Source organism: Flavobacteriales bacterium (assembly GCA_016779995.1).
Classification (GTDB): Bacteria; Bacteroidota; Bacteroidia; order Flavobacteriales; family UBA7312; genus UBA8444.
In genome coordinates this window covers 1-5,871 of sequence record JADHMO010000031.1, presented here as the reverse complement: position 1 = coordinate 5,871, position 5,871 = coordinate 1, and the positions used below count along the sequence as shown (strand labels likewise).

The 5,871-nt window shown below is 39.6% G+C and carries 6 protein-coding genes; all 6 read right to left on the bottom strand.

Annotated features, from left to right (window positions below; genetic code table 11):
* A partial coding sequence (locus ISP71_08875) for a cytochrome P450 (GenBank protein ID MBL6664196.1) occupies positions 1–1,145 on the bottom strand: 1,145 nt, incomplete at its 3' end.
* Positions 1,146–1,169: 24 nt separating this feature from the next.
* Positions 1,170–1,925, bottom strand: a complete 756-nt coding sequence (locus ISP71_08870; GenBank protein ID MBL6664195.1) for a M15 family metallopeptidase — start codon at positions 1,923–1,925, stop codon at positions 1,170–1,172.
* On the bottom strand, positions 1,922–2,800 hold the full coding sequence (locus ISP71_08865; protein MBL6664194.1) for a 4-hydroxy-tetrahydrodipicolinate synthase: 879 nt from the start codon (positions 2,798–2,800) through the stop codon (positions 1,922–1,924). Before ISP71_08865 ends, ISP71_08870 begins: the two co-directional genes overlap by 4 nt.
* A complete protein-coding gene (locus ISP71_08860) occupies positions 2,790–3,272 on the bottom strand; it encodes a hypothetical protein (GenBank protein MBL6664193.1) in 483 nt (160 codons plus the stop codon). The genes ISP71_08865 and ISP71_08860 overlap by 11 nt, the downstream gene beginning before the upstream one ends.
* Entirely contained in the window at positions 3,269–5,281 is a 2,013-nt protein-coding gene (gene ligA / locus ISP71_08855) for an NAD-dependent DNA ligase LigA (GenBank protein ID MBL6664192.1), read from the bottom strand. Before ligA ends, ISP71_08860 begins: the two co-directional genes overlap by 4 nt.
* 9 nt (positions 5,282–5,290) lie before the next feature.
* Positions 5,291–5,871 (bottom strand): peptide chain release factor N(5)-glutamine methyltransferase (locus ISP71_08850; GenBank protein ID MBL6664191.1); only part of this gene is annotated, 581 nt, incomplete at its 5' end.

Genomic DNA, 5,871 nt, shown 5'->3' with positions numbered 1-5,871 from the left:
TTCTTTTTGTTTTCATCAGAAAACCGATCTGGATTAAAGTCATCTGGATTTTCCCAGTATTCGGGATTTCGATGCATTCCGTAGGTAAAACAAAATATATCTTGATTTTTGTTGATCTTGTACCCTCCTACTTCATCATCCTCAATGGCCTTTCGATCCAATAACCAGGCTGGTGGATACATACGCATCGTTTCATCAATGACCTGAGTAACATAGCCCATAGATCTCAAATCAGAAAATGCTGGGTCCTTATCACTGAAATTTGACAAGGTGTTTTGATACAGCTGCTGCTCCACAGCGGAGTGGGTCGAAATAAGATAAATGGCCCAGGTCAAAGCCAATGCCGTGGTTTCATGCCCTGCCACATACAATACCAGCGACTCGTCCAACAGCTGCTCATCTGTCATCTTTGAGCCATCCTCGTACTCTGTCTCCAGAAGCATTTGAAGTAGGTCATTTTGGGGCGTAGTGGCTTTCTTTCGCTCGTTAATGATGTCCATGATCAGCTCTTGGGACATCCTTTTATTTTCTTGATTCTTTTTAAATTCTCCATTGAGCCGAAGCCAAAACCTGAGATAAGGTCTTCGGATCAAATCTACCGTGTATTCCTGTCCCTCACTAATGGCTTTATCCATAAGCTTAAGCTTTTCATCAGCTACTTCACTTCCAAATAATGATTTGGAGACCAGCCGATACGCCAGATGCATCATTTCTTTATCCAGGACAAAAGATTCATTATTGGCAGCATAAACATCCAATACTTCGTCCATATAGGCATTGATTTCATTGACCATAGTAATCGAAATGTCCTCTAGCCTCTTTCGATGAAATCCTGGTTGGATTGAACGCCTCTGTTTTAGCCAATAGGCTCCCTCCGAAGTGAGTAAGCCATTACCAATCTGCTCTCTCACCGGATCAATGGTTCGGTTGGTTTTGACGTAATTCTTATTGTTTTTCTGAAAAATATACCTGATGACTTCTGGGTCCGTAGTCAAATAAAAACGCTTGAGAAAATAAGCATCCACCATGGTGCCATGCTTTTTCATTATGGACATAAAAAAAGGAATGGGATTCCGAGAAATAGAATTGATTTTTAAAAGGTAACGCTGAAAATACTGAAGCTTATTTTTTTCCTTGACAGACATGAGAAGTGCTTAATTCATTCAAATTTAATGATTTGTAAGTGAATCGGGCTCTTCCATTAGCACCTTGTACTTGGTTCGAGCCACATCTCTCGAGTAGGCATTGTAATGCCACCATTCAGTGGGTAATTGACGAAAACCTTGACTCTTCATAACACTGCGTAAAAGTAAGCGGCTTTGATATTGCTCTTGGCTAAGGGCTCCTGTTTTTAGAAAATGAGCCTCCATTCTCGGGTAAGCAATCTCTGCAAACTCATCAAAACGTGCTCCCATATCCAAAGGAATACCATCATCATTACAAATGGTAATATCAACGGCTGCACCCATATTATGAAGACTGCGATGCCCAGGATTTGAAACATACCTTCCCCTTTCCAATGGAGGAATGGTATCTAAAGCTTCCCACATGAGCCTCTGAATACTCACCGGACGGGCTGCATCATAAATTAATAAATGCAAAGTGGAATCAATTTCAGTAAGATAATCCTGGCATTTGGAAAGACGCTCAGCAACATCCGGCTGAAGATAAGGACGCTTGATGCGTTTATATAGCTGAAATCCCATAAAATTATCCTCGGAAGCGTACTTAAGCTCACAATAAATCTGGTCATTTAGGCTTTGAACGTCGATGAGCCCATTAAATTCGATAGGCCCTTTATCAATTACTAAGGGTTTTTCCGCTAAGGTTTTCGGGATTGACGACACCTGATTATTGCTTTCCTTTTCTTGTGTTTGACAAGCCAAAAGACCAAATAATCCCGATATCATCAGCAGCTTTTTCATCCCATAAGTACTTTCATTTGATCATTTATTTTTGAACGCAAGTCATCTGAAACAGGCACTAAAGGCATTCGCATGTGATTGCTACAAATATTTCGATACACCAAAGATTCCTTGACACCTCCTGGATTACCCTCTGCAAACATCAATTTGGTAATTTCCAATAGGTCATAATGCTCCTGATTCGCTGTAGCAAAGTCACCTGAAATTCCAGAATGTACCATATTGCTAAATCGCTCCGGAAGCGCGTTAGCCACTACGGATATTACGCCCTCAACCCCTACGGATATTAAAGGCAATGTTATGGCATCGTCACCAGAAAGCACGGTGAAATTATCAGGTTTGTACTTAACAATCTGCATGATCTGGTCAAAGTCTCCAGAAGCCTCTTTCATGGCTACAATATTGTCGACTTCAGCCAGCTCAAGCGTAGTTTCAGCACTGACATTTGAGCTTGTTCTTCCCGGTACATTATACAGGATGATTGGCAAATCAGTATGCGCTGCAAGTTCTTTATAATGAGCTACGATTCCTCTTTGTAAAGGCTTATTGTAATAGGGTGAAACAGATAAGAGCCCATCTACTCCTTGTGGGAGAGTTCCGAGCTTACTGCAAATATCCGCAGTATGGTTTCCGCCAAGTCCATAGACCACAGGAAGCTTTTTATTATTTACCTCCATCACATGGTGTAAAACTTCCATTTTTTCCTTTTGGCTAAGCACAGGGGATTCACCAGTAGTTCCCTGAACAACAAGAAAATCTGTACCTCCATCAAGCTGTAGTTCCACGAGCTTTGTTAAGGAGGTAAAATCTATATTTCCATCTGAGGTAAATGGGGTAACTAGGGCCACTCCTACGCCTTTAAATTTATGACTCATTGACATCTATTTTTTCAAGGGTTTCTATTACAAAATTTATAATCTCTGTAGGATTTTCTGAGGCCGAATTCAATTCCAGCTCATAGCTTGGGTCATTGGTAAGCTCTGCATTTACCAAAATCTTTTTCAAAATATCCATTTTATTCAAATATTGCTCTATTTTTCTGGGCACCTTGCCAAAAGAAAGCATTAAATCGAATGAACGCTTGAGCTCCGTTGAAAGCTGATGATCCTTTAGCTTTCCAAGCCAGGTATAATCTGATGGAGAATTATAATAAATCAAAAAATGTGGTGACAGCTTTGTTTTGTCTATACCTCTAGGCACATTGACAATAATTATCACGCGTTCAATGGTACTCTGATTGAGCTGCTTATCTAGCGCACTTCTAAAACCTTTGATATCGTCCTCATCCTTAAAATTATAGGTAACAAGCAATGACTTGGTTTGATTCCAGATGTTGAGCGCTTTCATTTCTTAATGCGATTTAAAAATTCCTCCTCATTAATGATCTCAATATTCAAATCAGAAGCCTTCTTCAATTTTGAAGGCCCCATATTTTCTCCTGCCACTAAAATACTTGTCTTTTTTGAAATAGAGGAGCTGTTTTTCCCTCCATTCATTTCAATCATTTTTTTGATTTCATCACGAGAATATTGATTAAAGGTCCCCGAAATAACAATGCTCAATCCCGCTAAAAGCTCAGAATCCATTCCTTCATCTTCCTTTTCGAAACACAAACCCGAAAGCTTCAATTTCTGAATCAAATCAACATTGTCCTGATCCTGAAAATGATTGGAAATTGATAAGGCTATCTTCTCTCCTATTTCATCGGTTTCTACAAGCGCATCGTAGCTCGCTGAAATAATAGCATCAATAGATTTAAATGCCTTTGCTAATTTTTTGGACACCGTCTCCCCTACAAAACGAATCCCAAGTCCGAAAAGTACTTTTTCAAAAGGCATGACCTTGGAAGCCTCAAGACCATCAAGTAAATTTCGAACGGACTTATCTGCCATTCGGTCCATAGATATTAATTGCTCATAAGAAAGCGAATATAAATCAGAGATATTTCTGATAAATCCTGCTTCAACCAAGGCATCTATGGTTTCAGCACCAAGACCATCAATATTCATGGCCCTTCTACTAATGAAATGTTCAATTTTACCTTTGACTTGTGGAGGACAAGCCTTTTCATTTAGGCAATAATGTTGTGCCTCACCATCTTCCTTAACGAGTACACTCGAACAATCTGGACAGTGAGCAATGAATTGAATCACTTGAGCCCCTTCAGCTCTTTTATCTGTATTCACATCAACAATTTTTGGTATGATTTCACCTCCCTTCTCCACAAACACGTAATCACCATCGTGTAAATCAAGCTTTTCCATTTGCTCAGCATTGTGGAGTGAGGCACGCTTCACTGTTGTTCCTCCCAAATAAACAGGTTCAAGATTGGCCACCGGTGTAATCGCTCCGGTTCTACCTACCTGATAGCTTACGGACTGAAGCTGCGTTTCAACCCTTTCCGTTTTATACTTGAAGGATATTGCCCAACGAGGTGATTTTGCCGTATATCCGAGCTCTTCTTGCTGTCGGTATGAATTCACCTTAATCACGATGCCGTCAATTTCAAAAGGCAGGTCTTTTCGCTTTTCATCCCAATAGGCTATAAAGTCAAGAATTCCATCCACATTAGAAACCTTAGATATCATTTTTTCTTCCAATCGTGGAATTTTAAAACCCATCTCTCCTGCAAATGAGACTGCATCAAAATGATTGGTCTGCTCAGCTCGATCCTGATATAAGCCATATAAAAAGCAATCCAAATTTCTATCGGCTACTGTTCCAGAATCTTGAAGCTTCAAGGTTCCCGATGCAGTATTTCTTGGGTTCGCAAAAAGAGAGAGCTCATTCTTTTTTCTTTCTTCGTTGAGCTTTGCAAACTCCTGTAAAGGCATGAATATTTCACCTCTAATTTCAAAATCATCAGGGTATGGAGCACTCAGCTTTAAAGGGATGGCTTTTATGGTTCTTACATTTGGTGAAATGAGCTCACCTTGCGTTCCATCTCCACGTGTAACCGCAGAATGAAAAATACCATTCACATAACGAATGCCAATAGCTACACCATCATATTTGAGCTCACAAACATATTCGATATCACTTTCAATGGTTTTTTTGATGCGCTCCTCCCATTCAACAATTTCTTCCTTGGAATAGGTGTTGGATAATGATAGCATGGGATATTTGTGCTTAACAGTCTCAAAATTCTTGGTAATATCCCCTCCCACTCGCTTGGTTGGGCTATTTTCATCAGCAAGATTCGGAAACTGTTGTTCAAGCGCTTCAAGCTCCTTGAGAAGCTGATCAAACTCGTAATCGCTTACAGCAGATTCATTCTTTACGTAGTACAAATAATTATAGTGATGCAACAGATCTGAAAGCTCTTTGACCCTATTTGCCGCTACCTCAACATTCATAATTTAAAATTACGATTTTTGCGCTTTCAACATCCGCCATTTACCCTGTAAATCTTCTCTTTTTTCAACATGCTCATATCCCATTTCAACGAGCAATTCCCTTACCTCTTCTACATACAAATAATGGCACTCAAAATACAAGGTACCGTTTGTTGATAAAAATGGAAATATAGACTCCGAGATTTTTCTGTAAAAAAGCAAAGGATCTTCGTCTGGCACAAAAAGAGCCAGCTCAGGTTCATAATCCAATACATTGGGCTCCATTTTCGATTTGTCCTTAACAGGAATATACGGAGGATTGGAAACCACAATATCAAATGCACCATTTTTATTCACCTGCTCCTTCAATAGATTATTAAATGAGTTCTCATCCAAAACATCACCTTCAATAAAATTTACGGGTAGCTTTATGGCCATCGAATTCTCCTCTGAAAGTTCTAAAGCCTCTTTAGAATACTCAACTCCTAGAACGTTGGCTTTTTGAAAATGATGAGACAGCGCTAATGAAATACAACCGCTTCCACTGCATATATCAAGAATATTGGATACCTCTAAATGATGCCCTTTCGCAATCCAATCGACAAGCTCCT

Coding starts and splice junctions, on each gene's coding strand:
- ISP71_08870 (MBL6664195.1), bottom strand. CDS start 1,925: ATGAAAAAGCTGCTGATGATATCGGGATTATTTGGTCTTTTGGCTTGT.
- ISP71_08865 (MBL6664194.1), bottom strand. CDS start 2,800: ATGAGTCATAAATTTAAAGGCGTAGGAGTGGCCCTAGTTACCCCATTT.
- ISP71_08860 (MBL6664193.1), bottom strand. CDS start 3,272: ATGAAAGCGCTCAACATCTGGAATCAAACCAAGTCATTGCTTGTTACC.
- ligA (MBL6664192.1), bottom strand. CDS start 5,281: ATGAATGTTGAGGTAGCGGCAAATAGGGTCAAAGAGCTTTCAGATCTG.